This is a genomic window from Hyphomicrobium sp. CS1BSMeth3 (genome assembly GCF_900117415.1).
In the GTDB taxonomy this organism is placed as follows: domain Bacteria; phylum Pseudomonadota; class Alphaproteobacteria; order Rhizobiales; family Hyphomicrobiaceae.
Map to the genome: position 1 here is coordinate 993175 of NZ_FPEI01000005.1, position 15313 is coordinate 1008487.

Here is a 15313-nt window from a genome sequence, read left to right on the forward strand (position 1 = left end):
CATGAGCACCTATGCCGAGCTGCAGGTGACGACCAACTTCTCCTTCCTGCGCGGGGGCTCGCACCCTCATGAGCTGGTGAAGGAGGCGAAGGCGCTGGGTCTTGCGGCGCTGGCGGTGACGGACCGCAATACGCTTGCCGGCGTCGTGCGCGCGCATGTGGCCGCAAAGCAGGTCGGTCTCAAGCTCATTGTCGGCGTCCGGCTCGATCTCACCGACGCGCCGAGCCTCCTCTGTTTGCCGACGGATCGCGAAGCCTATGGCCGTCTTTGCCGTCTGCTTTCCCTTGGTCAGAGGCGCGCCGACAAAGGCCAATGCATTCTCTCGCTCGAGGACGTCGCTGCCGCCGCACATGGCCAGATCTTCATTGCAATTCCTCCAGAGGGCTGGAGCTGGCGCGAAGCCTCGGATCCCGCAGGTTTCGAAACTGAGCTGCGGCGCCTCAAGATGAGCCTCGCACCCGCCGCTCTCTATCTCGCCGCCACGCATACCTACCGCGGCGAGGATCGCGCGCATATCGCCGCGCTCGCCGCCCTGGCGCGGCGTTGCTATGTGCCGCTCGTGGCGACAGGCGACGTGCTTTATCACACGCCCCATCGCCGCCCGCTGCAGGACGTGCTGACCTGCATCCGCGAGGGTGTGTGCATCAGCGAGGCCGGATTTCGGCTCGCATCCAATGCCGAGCGCCACCTTAAGCCACCGCACGAGATGGCGCGGCTCTTCGAGGGGCACGAGGTGGCGCTGGCTCGCACGCTGGAGATTGCCGCCGCATGCACCTTCAATCTGGATGACCTCAAATACGAATACCCCGATGAGCCGGTGCCGCCGGGCAAGACACCGCACGCCCACCTCGTCGATCTTGTCGAGCTCGGGGCCCGCGAGAAATTTCCCGATGGCGTGTCGGAGAAAGTGCGCGGCCTCATCGACAAGGAGCTCGCGCTGATTGAGAAGCTGAATTACGCGCCCTACTTCCTCACGGTCCACGACATCGTCGCCTTCGCGAGGAGCCGGCAAATCCTCTGCCAGGGCCGCGGCTCGGCGGCCAACTCGGTGGTCTGCTACTGCCTCGGCATTACGGGGGTCAACCCGACGGAGGTCGACCTTCTTTTCGAGCGCTTCATCAGCGCCGATCGCCGGGAGCCGCCGGACATCGATGTCGATTTCGAGCACGAGCGGCGCGAAGAGGTCATCCAGCACATCTATAAGCACTACGGCCGCGAGCGCGCTGGGCTCGCCGCCACCGTCATCAGCTATCGCTCGCGCTCTGCCGTGCGCGAGGTTGGCAAGGCCATGGGCCTCAGCGAGGATGTCGTCGCGGCGCTCGCGGGCATGGTCTGGGGTACGCGCTCGGGCGGCGCGCTTCCCGATCAGCGCATCCGCGAGGTCGGGCTCGATCCTGAGGATCAGCTCTTACAACGCGTGATCAAGCTGACGGACGAGCTCGTCGGCTTTCCGCGCCATCTTTCCCAGCATGTCGGCGGCTTCGTGCTGACGCGCGGTCCGCTCGTGGAAACTGTTCCAGTCGGCAATGCGGCCATGGAGAAGCGCACGTTCATCGAGTGGGACAAGGACGATCTCGCCGCGGTCGGGCTGCTGAAAGTCGATGTGCTTGGCCTCGGGATGCTCACCTGTATCCGCCGCGCCTTCGACCTGATCGCGGTACACGAGAACAAGCACCTGACGCTCGCGACGCTGCCGCGCGAGGATCCCGCCGTCTACGACATGCTGTGCCGGGCCGAGGCCATCGGCGTTTTCCAGGTCGAAAGCCGCGCGCAGATGAACATGCTGCCGCGCCTGAAGCCGAGATGCTTCTACGATCTCGTCATCGAGGTGGCGATCGTGCGTCCCGGCCCCATCCAGGGCGACATGGTGCACCCTTATCTGCGCCGGCGCGACGGCATCGAGGAGGTGGACTATCCATCTCCACGGGAGGGCGATACCAACGAGCTGCGCAACATCCTCCACAAGACTCTCGGCGTGCCGCTCTTCCAGGAGCAGGCCATGCGCATTGCCATGATTGCCGCGTGCTTTTCAGATCCCGAGGTCAATGAGCTCCGAAAGGCCATGGCCGCTTTCCGCCGTCCGGGCACCATCGGCAAGCTCGAGGAGAAGATGATCTCCAAGATGGTCGAGCGTGGTTACACGCGCGACTTCGCGCAGCGCTGCTTCAACCAGATCAAGGGCTTTGGCGAGTACGGTTTCCCCGAGAGCCACGCCGCGAGCTTCGCGCTTCTCGTCTATGTCTCGGCCTGGATAAAGCACTATCACCCGGCAGCCTTCTGCGCGGCGCTGCTGAACTCACAACCCATGGGTTTCTACGCGCCGGCCCAGCTCGTGCGCGATGCGCGTGAGAACGGCGTCGAGGTACGCCCCGTGGACGTCAATCATTCCGATTGGGACTGCACGCTCGAACCGGGTGGCGCCGATGGTAAGCCGGCGCTGCGACTCGGCTTCCGTCAGGTCGACGGCATGGCCGAGGAGGAAACGCGAGAGAAACTGCTCGCCGCTCGCGCCGAGGCGTCCTTTGCCGATGTGTACGACCTCTGGCGCCGAGCCGGCGTCCGCCTAGAGACGATCGAGCGGCTGGCCGCGGCGGATGCCTTTCGCTCGCTCGGGCTCGATCGGCGCCAGGGACTTTGGGAGGTCAAGGCACTCGATGGCGCGACACCGCTGCCGCTCTTTGCCTGGAGCGAGACGCGTGAAGCCGGCCCCGAGCCGCCGGTCGCGCTCCCGCAGATGCCCCTCTCCGAGCACGTTGTCACCGACTACCAGACGCTGCGCCTGTCGCTCAAAGCGCATCCGGTGGCATTCTTGCGCGGTGGCCTGACGCGTCGGCGCATTCTCTCCTGCGCGGACCTGCGTACGACCCGCGAAGGACAATGGGTTGCCGTGGCCGGCGTCGTGCTCGTACGCCAGCGGCCCGGGTCGGCCAAGGGCGTGGTTTTCATGACCATCGAGGATGAGACGGGTATTGCGAATGCCGTCATATGGCCGAAGGCGCTCGAACGCTATCGTCGCGTCGTCATGGCCTCTCGCCTGATTGTCATTCGCGGGCGCATTCAGCGAAAGGACAACATCATTCATATCGTTGCTGCGCGGCTCGAGGACCGCACGGAATGGCTCGGCCTGTTGAGTGAATCGGGCAGGGAGACAAGGCCGACGCCGATCGCCCACGCCGAAGAAGCTCTGCGTCCTGATGCCGGTTCCGCCCGACCCAAGGAACATCCACGCTGGGCCGGACATCCACGCAACGAGCGTATCCTGCCGAAGTCGCGCGATTTCCATTGACCGCCCGCGGCGGCGCTGCGAGCGTGACCAGAGCCATGCTACGGCCTGCCGCGCGGAGCCTTTGCTGTCATGATGCTTCGCCGTTTCAATCTGCTGCGCCTCTCCCTCGCGGCTATTCTGGCATTTTCAGCACACGCGCTCGTCCCGCCGGACGCTTCTGCCCAACAACTCACGAAAACAGGCCCGACCCGCAGCGCACCCGAGGCCGCATCCGGGCGTCATGAGCAGCGCCTCGCCATCGCGCGTCGGCACATGGTCGCGGCGGCGAACCCCTATGCGAGCGAAGCCGGCCGCGAGATCCTGCGCGAGGGCGGAAGTGCCGTCGATGCGGCGATCGCGGTTCAGCTCGTGCTGAACCTCGTCGAGCCGCAGTCCTCGGGCATTGGCGGCGGTGCCTTCCTTCTCCACTTCGATAGCGCGACGCGCTCGCTCAAAGCCTACGACGGCCGCGAGACGGCGCCGGCAGCCGCCCAGCCGGACCGCTTTCTCGATGCGGCAGGGAGGCCCATTCCCTTCGCGACGGCCATCGCGTCCGGCGCTGCTGTCGGCGTTCCTGGTGTGCTCGCGATGCTGGAGCTTGCTCATCGCCAGCACGGCCGCCTGCCATGGGCGCGCCTCTTTGCGCCGGCAATCCAGCTCGCGCGCGATGGATTCGTTGTGTCCCCCCGGCTCGCCCTGCTGCTCCACTGGATGGGCGCCGAGGCCTTCTCGCCAGCAGCACGTCGCTACTTCTTCGACGCGAACGGCAAAGCCTGGTCTGCCGGCCATCAGCTCCGCAATCCGGAGTTTGCCGATACGCTCGAGATCATCGCGCGCGATGGCGCGAGGGCGCTCCACGAGGGGCCACTCGCCGAGCGTATTGTCGCCGCGGTCGCGGCCGGACCCGCACCGGCGGGTGATCTCACGCTGGCCGATCTCGCCGCCTACCAACCCCGCGAGCGCGAGCCGGTCTGCGTTCTCTATCGCGAGCGCCGTGTCTGTGGCATCGGGCCGCCCTCTTCCGGCGCGCACACGATCGGGCAGGTCCTGCGCCTGATCGAGCCGTTCGATCTCGGCCGCGGTCCGAGTGCCGCGCTCAATGCGCGTGCCATGCACATCATCGCCGAAGCCGAGAAGCTCGCCTATGCGGACCGCAATCGCTTCATCGCCGATCCAGAGTTCGTGCGCGTGCCGCTCGGCCTGCTCGGAACGCACTATCTCGAGCGGCGCCGCGCACTGATCGCGCCGCTGCGCGCTGCCGAGCGAGTGGAGGCGGGCAATCCCGGTGGGGACGGCGCGCACTGGTATGGCGAGGACGCTACGGTCGAGGCCTCTGGCACCAGCCACGTCTCGATCGTCGACGGCGCCGGCAATGCCGTGGCCATGACGACGACCATCGAGGCGGCGTTCGGCTCGCGCATCTGGGCCGCGGGCTTCCTGCTCAACAATGAGCTCACCGACTTTTCATTCCGCCATACGGACACTCAGGGCCGGCCGATTGCCAATCGCGTCGCGGAAGGAAAGCGGCCGCGCAGCTCGATGGCGCCGACGATCGTGCTCGACGCGGAGGGTGAGCTGAAGGCTGTCCTCGGCTCGCCGGGCGGCAGCCGCATCATTCTCTATGTCGTGAAATCCCTCGTCGCGCTGATCGACTGGGAGATGGATGCGCAGGCGGCCGCGGCGCTCGTCAACTTCGGCAGCCAGGGCCGCGGCTTCGAGCTCGAGTCGACGACGGCTTCGGCGTACGACGCCCTGACGCGGCCCTGGGCATGGGGCTCGACGATCTGGCAGGCGCTGCGGCTGAAGCCCTTCGGGCACCGGATCGACTTCGATCTCATGACCTCGGGCACGCACATAATCGTACGCCGCGGACCTACCCGCCTCGAAGGCGGCGCCGATCCGCGGCGTGAAGGCGTAGCGCTCGGCGATTGAGCCGTCTCAGGTCTTCATCTTCGGGTCGAGCCAGTCGCGCAGCGAGTCGCCGAAGAGGTTGAACCCGAACACGGCGAGCGTGATCGCGAGACCGGGGAAGATCGCGACCCAGGGCGCGCTCTCGGCATACTCCTGCGCGCCGCCGCGCAGCATGAGGCCCCACGCCGGCACCGGCTCCTGCACGCCGAGGCCAAGGTAGGAAAGCGAAGCCTCGATCAGGATCGCCTGGCCGACCTGCGCCGTGAGGATGATCAGGAACGGCGCCATCACGTTCGGCATCATGTGGCGGAAGATGATGCGGGTGTGGCTGAAGCCGTTGGCACGTGCAGCATCCACGTACGGCATTTCGCGAATGGCGAGCGCGCTCGCACGCACGATACGGGCTGCGCGCGGGATCACGGGGATCGTGATGGCGATGATGACGTTGACGACGCCCGTGCCGAAGATCGCGACCACGGCGAGCGCGAGGATGATCAGCGGGAACGCCATGAAGACGTCCATCACGCGCTGGAAGAGCAGGTCGAAGCGGCCGCCGAAGTAGGCCGACGAAACGCCGAGGATCAGCCCGAGGAAGCAGCCGGCAAAGGACGATACGAAGCCCACGAGGAGCGCCGTGCGGGCGCCGTAGATGATGCGCGAAAGGAGATCGCGGCCGAACTGATCGGTCCCGAGCCAGTGCTCCCAGTCGGGCGCCGAAAGCATTGCGCCGAAATCGTTGGCCGTCGGGTCATAGCTCGTGAGCAACGGCGCGAAGACCGCCATCACGCACATCGCGATGACGATGAAGCCGCCGAAGGCGCCGAGCGGATTGCCGCGGCAGAACGCGCCGAGCGTCCCGAGCATTGTCGGCTTGCGCGGGATGTCTTCGACGATCGTGCCGGGAGATGCGGTCTCAGTGGCCATGGTGCGCAGCCCTCAGCGAGTGTAGCGGATGCGCGGATCGAGCCACGCATAGCAGATGTCGACGACGAAGTTGGTGAAGGCGAAAATGGCGACCACCATCATCACCAGGAACTGGGTCATGGCATAGTCGTGGTTGAGAACCGACTCGACGAACAGCTTGCCCAGTCCATTGAGATTGAAGACCTGCTCGGTCACGACCAGTCCGCCCATGAGAAATGCGAACTCGATGCCGACGACGGTGACGACCGGCAGCAGTGCGTTCCTCAGCGCGTGGCGATTGATGACGAGCTTCTCATAGAGGCCCTTCGCGCGCGCCGTGCGCACGTAGTCCTCGCGCAGAACCTCGAGCAGCGCCGACCGCGTCATGCGTGTCGCGACCGCCGAATAGCGATAGCCGGTGGCCAGTGCCGGCCAGATCAGCATGGAGAGATTGTACCAGGGGTCCTGCCAGATCGGCACGTAGCGTATCGGCGGCATCCAGGGCACGCCGAACCAGGCTTTGCTGGTCACGAGAATGGTCAGGATGATCAGGATGCCGAGCCAGAACGACGGCATGGCGATGCCGGCAATCGTGAACGTGCGGACGAAATAGTCGATCCAGGTATTCTGCTTCACCGCGGCAATCGTGCCGAGCGGGATCGCGATCAGGACCGCCGTCAGCGTCGCCATGATGGCAACCTGAAGCGAGAGCTGAAAGCGCAACGCGATCTCATCGATGATGGGGCGGTTCGTCCACATCGACTTGCCGAAGTCGAATGTGATGAGACCTTTGATGAACGTCCAGAACTGCATCCACATCGGCTGATCGAGGCCGAGCTCGCGGCGGCAATTGTCCAGGACATCCTGAACGACCGAGCCGCCTCCCGCCGCGAGGCGGAGGTAGCAGATGTCGCCGGGTATCGTCCGCATCAGCAGGAATATGAGCACCGCCGCGCCGAACAGCGTCGGGATCATGAGCAGAAGTCGCTTGATCACGTAACGCAGCATGGTGGTTCAAGGTCCTGTGATGTTCGTTTGGTTGAGGGCCACGGCCTCATGGCCGTGGCCCGTTTCCGTTCAGCTCATCCGAGCCGGATCACTTGTCGATCCAGACGACGTCGAGCTGATTGTTGATGTAGTGGCTCGAGCTGATCTTCCACCCCTTCATGTACGAGCGGTGCGGAATGATGCGGTACCACCACAGCGAGATCGAGTTGTGCGCCTCTTCGTCGAGCACGATCTTCTCGAACTGACGCATGATCTTGCGCTGCTCGCCGACATCGGCGATCTGGTTCATCTTCGCGTGCAGGTCCTCGAGCTTCTGGCTCTTGTAGCGGCCGTACTGATCGCCGGCTGCAACGCCGAGGAACTTCGACGTATCGGACAGCGGGTTCACGACCGACTGGCAGTTGAAGTCGAGTGCGACATCGAAGTTGCCGGAGCGAAGCTGGGCATAGAACGGACCCGTTGCCTCGGCCTTCTGGGTCACCTCGACGCCGATCTGCTTCCACTGGTCGATCAGCCAGGTGCCGACAATGGTGTACGGCTGGTCGACGGCGCGGTTGGCGAGGGTGAACTTGAGGTTCTCCTGACCTGCCTCCTTCAGCAGGCGGCGGGCCTCAGCGCGCGACTTCTTGATGTCGGGCCAGTAGCCGGCCATCTGCTGCAGCTCTTCCTTGGTTGCTGCGAGCGGATGGTTCGGGAACACGATGCCGCCAACCGTCTTCACGATCGCGATCTTGGAGAGAGCCTCGGCACCGCCCCAGCGATCGACGGCGAGCGTCAGCGCGCGGCGGACGCGGGCGTCGTCGAAGGGCTTGCGCTCGTGGTTCGGCGACGTGATCAGCAGGCAGTTCCAGTCGCTCTCCTGGACGGTGATGTCCTTGCCGAGCGCGGCGACGAGATCGTCACGGCTCTTCGGCGGAAGGCCACGGAACTCGGCGGCGGCCTGATCACCGCGAATGGCCTGGACGCGGAGCGTCTGGGTCTTCGCGAAGATCGCCTCGAAGCCGTCGAGGTACGGCTGGCCCTTGTGATGGTAGCCGTCGTAGCGCTTGCCGGTGATGCGAGCGCCAGCCTCACGCACGTCGAACACGAACGGGCCGGAGCCCATGATGTTCTGCTCATACCACCGCGGATCGGCGTCCAGCTTCGCCTTCGAGTAGATGAAGTGGAACGGCGCGGCGAGCGCCGGGATGAAGGCACCCGACGGATGCTTCAGCTTGAAGACGACGGTGTCGGCGTCGGGAGCGGTCACGCTCTCGACCATCGAGAGCTGGGCCTGACGGGCGCTCGAGATGCCTTCCTTGGGGAAGATAATGCGCTGGAACGTCGCCAGCACATCCGCCGACGTCAGCGGGCTGCCGTCATGGAACTTGATGTCCTTGCGGATCTTGAACGTGAAGGTCTTGCCGCCATCGGCCGGCGAAGGCATCTCGGTGCACACGTCGCACTCGAACTTCGCGGGATTGTCGGGATCCTGCGGGTTCGGGCGGATGAGCACGCTGTAGAAAGGCGCGATCGGATGGATCAGCGCGAACGTCGTCTCGCGATGGCCATCGAAGCTCGGCGGCTCATCGGGCACGACGAACTTCAGAACTCCGCCCCTCTTGGGCGTTTGGGCGTCAGCGGGAGCGGTCAGGCCGGCTGCAGCAAAAGCCGCCGCCAGCGGTAATGCAAAAACACTCTTCTTCCACTTCATTACCAGTCCTCCTCAGTAAACTTCGAGCCGGATGCCGTTCTTTGATTCCATTATTCCGGCGGCCGTGATGGGTGCCTGCGTTCTGCAGGTCATCCGTCTTTGCACGGCCTACACCTCGCTGCAGGCGACCCAATGTTTCGGGCCGAGCTCCCGCAGCGCGGGGATCTCTTTGCGGCAATTCTCGACCGCAAGCGGGCATCGTGGATTGAACACGCACCCTGGCGGCGGACGTAGCGGGCTCGGCAACTCGCCGGTGATGATCCGGCGTGGGCGCGAGCGCTCGATCACCGGATCGGGGATCGGCGCGGCCGCGAGCAGGGCCTGCGTATAGGGATGCTTGGGATTGGCGAACAGCTCGTCCGCCGGCGCGTACTCGACGATCTTGCCGAGATACATCACCGCAACCTTGTGCGAGATGTGGCGGACGACAGCAAGATCATGCGCGATGAAGAGGTAGCTGAGGCCGAGCTTCTGCTGCAGCCCTTCGAGCAGGTTGATGACCTGGCCCTGGATCGACACGTCGAGTGCGGAGACGGCCTCGTCGCAGACGATGAACTTCGGATTGACGGAGAGTGCGCGCGCGATGCCGACGCGCTGGCGCTGGCCGCCCGAGAGCTGATGCGGATAGCGGTCGGCCATGTAACCATGCAGGCCGACCAGCGAGAGGAGCTCGGCTACGCGATCGTGGATCTTCTCCTTCGGCAGGATCTGATGGACGCGCATCGGCTCGGCGATGATCTCACCGACGGTCATGCGCGGATTGAGCGAAGAGAAGGGATCCTGGAAGATCACCTGCATCTTCTTGCGCACCGCGAGCATCTGATCAGCGCCGGCATTGGCGAGATCGGCGCCCTCGAACAGGATCTTGCCGTCCGTCGGATCGTCGAGGCGGAGGACGACGCGCCCGAGCGTGGATTTGCCGCAGCCCGATTCGCCGACGAGGCCGAGCGTCTCGCCGGGCGCGATGTCGAGCGTCACGTTGTTCACCGCCCGGACGAGCTTCTTCGCTTGGAAGAAGCCGCCGCTGATCGGGAAGAACTTCGTCACATCCTTGAGCTGCAGGATGGGACCGGACCCGCCATTGGCGACGGCGCCGATCGTCTCGTGGCTGGCTGCGACCGGCTTGTCGATGCTTTCGAGCTCGGCCGAGCGATGGCAGGCCGCGCAATGGCCCGGCTCGAACTCGACGAGCGGCGGATTGATCGTGCACTTGTCGATCGCGAAGCGGCAGCGCGGCCGGAAGCGGCAGCCCTCGGGGGGCTTGAGCAGGTTCGGCGGCGCGCCTTCGATGGTTTGGAGCCGCATGGCGCGGCCGCGATCGAGGCGCGGGACGGCAGACAGCAGGCCGCGCGCATAAGGATGGCGCGCATTGCCGAAGACCTCTTCTGCCGTGCCGCTCTCGACGATGCGGGCGGCGTACATGACGTTCACGCGGTCGGCGTAGCGCGCGACGATGCCGAGGTTGTGCGTGATGATGATGACCGCGATGCCGAGGCGGCGCGAGAGATCCTTCATCAGCTCGAGGATCTGCGCCTGGATGGTGACGTCGAGTGCCGTCGTCGGCTCGTCGGCGATGAGGAGCTTGGGATTGCAGGCAAGGCCGATCGCGATCATCACGCGCTGGCGCATGCCGCCGGAAAGCTGGTGCGGATACTGCTCGAGCCGGCTCTCGGGGTCGGTGATGCCGACGAGCGTCAGGAGCTCGATGGCGCGGGCCTTGGCCTCCTCGGGCGACATCTTCAAGTGAATGAAGAGCGGCTCCATGATCTGCAGCCCGATCTTGAGGACCGGGTTCAGCGACGTCATGGGCTCCTGGAAGATCATCGACACGTGATGGCCGCGGACGCGGCGCATCTCTTCGTCCGAGAGCTTCAGGAGGTCGCGGCCATCAAAGACAACAGTACCGGATGTGATCTCGGCTGTCTGCGCGAGGAGCCGCATGATCGTGAGCGCGGAAACCGACTTTCCCGAGCCGGACTCGCCGACGATCGCGACCATCTCGCCAGGATGGACGGTATAGCCAACATTCTCGACCGCGCGCACGAGGCCATGGGATGATCGGAACTGGACGCTCAGGTTCTCGATCTCGAGAACGGGTTTGCCCGTCTTCGCAGCCGCGTGGCTGGATAGCACTTCCCCGCTCAGGGGCTTCGCCGCCCCCTCCGCCGTCGTCTGCAAACTGGACCTCCCTAGTACACCCTCGGCAGCTCGCTCGCTGTCTGCCGTTTGCCGGATGCGCTCTACACATCATCCACCTGAGCTACATTGCTGTCTTTTCGCAGGGAATGCAACCCGCTGTCCAGACATTTGGATGCTGGGATTAATGGCAAGGGAATGCCGCAGTGCACCCTTTTTTAGAGGGCGCACTGAGCAATACTTTGACCGCTCGATGCGGACGAGAGCCGGCGGATGCGGGCCTAGAACAGACCTTCGATCTGGCCAGCCTCGTTGAAGCGGATCGTCTCCGATGCGGGGACCTTGGGCAGGCCCGGCATGGTCATGATCTCACCGCAGATGGCGACCACGAAGCCGGCGCCGGCGGAGAGCCTGACCTCGCGGATCGGCACTACGTGATCGACCGGCGCGCCGCGCAGGTTGGGATCCGTCGTGAACGAGTACTGCGTCTTCGCCACGCAGATGGGAAGATTGCCGTAGCCCATATCCTCCCAGGTCTTGAGCTGATCGCGCACGCTCTTGTCGGCCGCGACGCTACCGGCGCGATAGATCTTCTTCGCGATCGTCTCGACCTTCTGGAACAGGCCCAGCTCGTCCGGATAGAGCGGCGCGAACTTCGAGGTGCCGCCGTCGGCGATCTCGACGACGCGGCGCGCCAGCGCTTCGATGCCCTTCGAGCCCTGTGCCCAATGCTTGCAGAGGAAGGCCTCCGAGCCCTGCGCTTTGGCGTACTCCTGCACGGCGGCGATTTCCGCTTCGGTATCGGAAATGAAGTGGTTGATCGCGACCACCGCGGGTACGCCGAAGCCCTTAACATTCTCGATGTGGCGGCCGAGGTTGGCGAGGCCCTTCTTGACGGCCTCGACGTTCTCCGTGCCGAGGTCCTCGCGCTTCACGCCGCCGTTCATCTTGAGCGCGCGGACGGTCGCGACGATCACGGCCGCGGCCGGGTTGAGGCCGGCTTTGCGGCACTTGATGTCGAAGAACTTCTCGGCGCCGAGGTCCGCACCGAAACCCGCTTCCGTGACGACGTAGTCGGCGAGCTTGAGCGCGGTCTTCGTCGCGACGACGGAGTTACAGCCGTGCGCGATGTTCGCGAACGGACCGCCGTGGATGAAGGCCGGGTTGTTCTCGAGCGTCTGCACGAGGTTCGGCTGCATGGCCTGCGCGAGCAGCACGGTCATGGCGCCGTTGGCCTTGATGTCGCGCGCGTAGACCGGGCTGCGGTCGCGGCGGTAGGCGATGATGATATCGCCGAGGCGCTTCTCGAGATCCGCGATGTCCGTGGCGAGGCACAGGATGGCCATCACTTCGGAGGCGACGGTGATGTCGAAGCCCGCTTCGCGCGGGAAGCCGTTCGCGACGCCGCCGAGCGAGCAGACGATCTCGCGCAGCGCCCGGTCGTTCATGTCCATGACGCGGCGCCAGGCGACGCGGCGCGTGTCGATGTTCTGTGCGTTGCCCCAGTAGATGTGATTGTCGATCAGCGCCGAGAGCAGGTTGTGCGCGCTCGTGATCGCATGGAAGTCGCCCGTGAAGTGGAGGTTGATGTCCTCCATGGGCACGACCTGGGCATAGCCGCCGCCGGCTGCGCCACCCTTCATGCCGAAGCAGGGGCCGAGCGAGGGCTCGCGCAGGCAGATGGCCGCCTTCTTGCCGATCGCGTTGAGGCCGTCGCCGAGGCCGACGGTGGTGGTGGTCTTGCCTTCGCCCGCAGGTGTCGGGTTGATCGCGGTGACGAGGATCAGCTTGCCGTCCTTGCGGCTCTCCAGCGACTTGATGAATTCGGCCGAGACCTTCGCCTTGTCGTGGCCGAAGGGAAGAAGGTGCTCGCTGCCGATGCCGAGGCGGGATCCGATCTCCTGGATCGGCTTCTTTTTCGCTTCGCGGGCAATTTCGATGTCGGACTTTACGGCCATGGTGGGCTCCAGCGGATGGGCGTTTGCGGCGTGCGCTCGGGCCGATCTCTGTGACCTGACGCGCGTCTCTTGTGTTTCGCCTAGCCATCGGACGCGAGGCTCTGCCGCGTCCGTCGGCGCGCTGTGAAATCAGGCGGATGCTTTGGGCTGTGGTGCCGAGCAGACATCGCCGACCGCAAGGCCGACGGATTTCGCCCATTCGGCCGCCCCGATCTTCTTCGTGTCGGGGGCCTTGACGCGCTTTGCGAGGATCGCGCCGCCACTGCCGGCAATGGTGATGCCTTCATCCGAGATGGCGATCACCTCACCGGGCTTGCCGCTGCCGCTCGTGCGCGCGGCATCGTAGATGTCGAGCTTGGCGCCTTTCAGCGTGGTCCAGGCGCCGGGCGCCGGGTTCGCCGCGCGAATGATATTGTAGACATCCGCGACGGGCTTCGACCAATCGAGCTCGGCAAGATCCTTCTTGAACCAGCTCTCGTAGGAGCCGGCGGCGAGGTCCTGCTTGTGCTTGAGCATGACGCCGGCTTTGACGAGGTCGAGGCCCTCCATCATGGCGTCGACGCCCATGGGGAAGAGCTTCTTGAAGTAGACGTCGCCGAGCGTCTCGTCGGGGCCGACCTCGACGGACTTCTGGATGAGGACCGGGCCTTCGTCCAGGCCCTCGTCGGGCCAGAAGATGGTGAGGCCGGTGCGCGTCTTGCCCATGGCGATCGGCCAGTTGATCGACGAAGGGCCGCGGTGCGCCGGCAGCAGCGAGGGATGGTACTGGAACGTGCCGAGGCGCGGCGCATCGAGCACCGGCTGCGGCACGAACAGCAGGACGTAGGCCATGAGGCAGACGTCCGCGTTGAAGGACTTCATGAGCTCGAGGGCCTCGGGCGTCTTCCAGCTCTTCGGCTGGTGGACGGGTAGGCCCTTCTCATTCGCGAAAGTCTTCAGCGGGTCTTCCGGGCGGCCGGCCTTGTCTGGCGCGCAGCACACGGCCACGACGTTCTCACCGCGCTCGAGCAGCTTCTCGAGTACGGCCTTTCCGAAGGCCTCCTGGCCATGGACGACGATACGCATCGCTTATGTTCTCTCCCTGGTCCCGCATTGCACTCACGAGCACGCGGGTTTCATTCTCGCATTGATTGCACGCGACGATGTCAGCTCTTCTTCCTACTCCGCCGCTGCACGCTTCTGCGGCGGCTCGGTGGCGCCGGAGGCCTTGATCGATGCGACCTCATCGGCCGAGTAGCCGAGTACATCGCGCAGCACCTCCTCGGTGTGCTCGCCGAGCAGCGGCGAGCGCTTCACGTCGGCAGGCGAGTCCGACAGCTTGATCGGATTGCCGACCGAGAGGTACTTGCCGCGCTTTGGATGATCGACCTCGACGACGGTGCCGGTTGCGCGCAGTGACTGGTCCTCGGCGAGCTCCTTCATGGAAAGGATCGGCCCGCACGGGATGTCGAACTCATTGAGGATGTCCATGGCCTCGAACTTGGTCTTGGTCATGGTCCACTGCTCGATGCGCTCGAAGATCTGGTTGAGGCGCGGCAGGCGGGCTTTCGGCGTCGCGAAATTGGGATCGGTCTTCCAGGTCGGCTCGCCGATCACGTCGCAGATCTTCTCCCAGACGGGCGCCTGCGTGATGAAATAGATGTAGGCATCGGGATCGCCTTCCCAGCCCTTGCACTTCAGAATGCGGCCGGGCTGGCCACCACCCGAGTCATTGCCGGCGCGCGGCGTCGCGGAGCCGAATGGCACGCCCTCGCCGAACTGGCTGTACTCGGTGAGCGGACCGTGCGCGAGGCGCTGCTGGTCGCGCAGCTTCACGCGGCAGAGATTGAGCACGCCGTCCTGCATGGCGCAGGTCACGCGCTGGCCCTTGCCCGAGTGCGTGCGCTGGAAGAGCGCGGTCACGATGCCGAGGGCGAGGTGCAGGCCCGTGCCGCTGTCGCCGATCTGCGCGCCCGTGACGAGCGGCAGGCCATCACGGAAGCCGGTCGTCGAGGCGGCGCCGCCCGTGCACTGCGCGACGTTCTCGTAGACCTTGCAATCTTCGTACGGCCCCGGACCGAAGCCCTTGATCGAGGCAACGATCATGCGCGGATTGAGCTTTTGGATGGTCTCCCAGGGGAAGCCCATGCGGTCGAGCACGCCGGGTCCGAAATTCTCGACGAGCACGTCGCACGTCTTGATCAGCCGCTCGAGCACTTCCTTGCCCGTCTTGTTCTTCGTATCGAGCGTGATCGAGCGCTTGTTGTGGTTCAGCATCGTGAAATAGAGGCTGTCCGCGTTCGGCACGTCCATGAGCTGGCCGCGCGTGATGTCGCCCGTGCCGGGCCGTTCGACCTTGATCACGTCGGCGCCGAACCACGCGAGGAGCTGCGTGCACGTCGGCCCGGACTGGACGTGCGTGAAGTCGAGAATGCGAACGCCTTCGAGCGCTTTCATGGT

The 15313-nt window shown here is 65.0% G+C and carries 9 protein-coding genes; 2 read left to right on the plus strand and 7 right to left on the minus strand.

Features of this window, described 5'->3' with window-relative positions; all coding sequences use genetic code 11:
• The first annotated feature begins 1 nt into the window (after nt 1).
• Nucleotides 2-3286 (plus strand): error-prone DNA polymerase, encoded by a 3285-nt coding sequence (locus CS1BSM3_RS13795; RefSeq protein ID WP_072387626.1) that lies wholly within the window; start codon nt 2-4, stop codon nt 3284-3286.
• 69 nt (nt 3287-3355) lie between these two features.
• A complete protein-coding gene (gene ggt / locus CS1BSM3_RS13800) occupies nt 3356-5197 on the plus strand; it encodes a gamma-glutamyltransferase (protein WP_083528573.1) in 1842 nt (613 codons plus the stop codon).
• 6 nt (nt 5198-5203) lie between these two features.
• Here ggt and CS1BSM3_RS13805 read toward each other — a convergent pair whose 3' ends face one another.
• The 7 genes from CS1BSM3_RS13805 to frc all read right to left on the minus strand — a co-directional run bounded on the left by CS1BSM3_RS13805 (nt 5204) and on the right by frc (nt 15310).
• The gene (locus tag CS1BSM3_RS13805) at nt 5204-6100 is read right to left on the minus strand and encodes an ABC transporter permease (RefSeq protein WP_083528574.1); all 897 of its coding nucleotides are present in this window, start codon (nt 6098-6100) and stop codon (nt 5204-5206) included.
• A 12-nt stretch (nt 6101-6112) separates the two neighbouring features.
• Complete coding sequence (locus CS1BSM3_RS13810) at nt 6113-7087, minus strand: ABC transporter permease (RefSeq protein ID WP_072387627.1); 975 nt, start codon at nt 7085-7087, stop codon at nt 6113-6115.
• Between the two features lie 88 nt (nt 7088-7175).
• The gene (locus tag CS1BSM3_RS13815; protein WP_072387628.1) at nt 7176-8780 is read right to left on the minus strand and encodes an ABC transporter substrate-binding protein; all 1605 of its coding nucleotides are present in this window, start codon (nt 8778-8780) and stop codon (nt 7176-7178) included.
• Nucleotides 8781-8888: 108 nt separating this feature from the next.
• Entirely contained in the window at nt 8889-10958 is a 2070-nt protein-coding gene (locus CS1BSM3_RS13820) for an ABC transporter ATP-binding protein (protein ID WP_244540496.1), read from the minus strand.
• A gap of 239 nt (nt 10959-11197) precedes the next feature.
• Nucleotides 11198-12874, minus strand: coding sequence for a formate--tetrahydrofolate ligase (locus CS1BSM3_RS13825; protein ID WP_072387629.1), 1677 nt, complete (start codon nt 12872-12874; stop codon nt 11198-11200).
• Between the two features lie 129 nt (nt 12875-13003).
• On the minus strand, nt 13004-13939 hold the full coding sequence (locus CS1BSM3_RS13830) for a methionyl-tRNA formyltransferase (protein WP_072387630.1): 936 nt from the start codon (nt 13937-13939) through the stop codon (nt 13004-13006).
• Nucleotides 13940-14032: 93 nt separating this feature from the next.
• On the minus strand, nt 14033-15310 hold the full coding sequence (gene frc / locus CS1BSM3_RS13835; RefSeq protein WP_072387631.1) for a formyl-CoA transferase: 1278 nt from the start codon (nt 15308-15310) through the stop codon (nt 14033-14035).
• Nucleotides 15311-15313: the final 3 nt, after the last annotated feature.